Consider the following 859-nt stretch of genomic DNA (forward strand, 5'->3'; position numbering starts at 1 on the left):
CAACAAAGCTGACGTGCGCTGAGCGTCTATGCTGCTTAGCTGGCGAAAGCCATTGCTTTTGCTGCGCAAATTTTGCGTGGTGGAATTTCCGGCCTTTGCTGATATATCTGTCTAGAGGTTTTCGCACCCTCATGACATGCTTGACGCTCAGGCTGTTGAAAAGGCCGTGATAAGGCTTTTTCTTTGTGCAATCCTTGCTTCACTCCAACAGATTGTTCTTGGCGGTTTTGTCTCGTCTGAGCCTGATGTCCTCGCGTAATACTTTCTTTTATTTGTCGAACAGCATCGGTATAGTTATCAATGGCATCACATAAATGTGAAAGACCTGATTCAGCATGTCTGCGTGCACTTGTTTTTAGGCCACATACATTATGCCCCGCAAGCTTATGAACAGATTGAGGATATGCTGCAACTTGCCATGAAAGCTCTTCTCCCTCAGATAGGTCTTGGAGAATGCCTTCCATTTTTTCCTTCAAAACACTTGAATTGCCATAAACAATTTGGCACCAACGCTCAACTTGTGCTTGATATCTTTGTATTGATGCATTCTCTTGCACCATACCAAGAAGTTCTTGATTTGAGAGAGATTGTCTCTCCCTTTCAGGATGACGCGATTGTTGTAGCCTCTCGGCTCTTTGTTCACTCTCTTGTCCATAGCGTCTTGCTTCTGCCTGTGGAACATGTTTAATATTTTCTTGTGCTTGTGTTACAGCACTTGTATAACCATCAAGAGCGTGGCACAGGTGCATAAAACCTTCTTCAGCCTGTCTGCGCCCACTTTTTTTCAAGCCACACAGGTCGCGACATGCGAGTTTATGAACAGACGTCGGATTTTCTGCAACTTGTCGTGAGAGATCTT

Annotated in this window: 1 protein-coding gene; it reads right to left on the reverse strand. The window is 44.7% G+C overall.

The features are described 5' to 3' along the window. Positions 1-35 precede the first annotated feature (35 nt). Positions 36-859, reverse strand: an 824-nt coding sequence (locus ACFINZ_RS10255; RefSeq protein ID WP_375701457.1) for a BID domain-containing T4SS effector, incomplete at its 5' end; no start/stop codon positions are given.

Source organism: Bartonella sp. AA81SXKL, assembly GCF_042196945.1.
In the GTDB taxonomy this organism is placed as follows: domain Bacteria; phylum Pseudomonadota; class Alphaproteobacteria; order Rhizobiales; family Rhizobiaceae; genus Bartonella.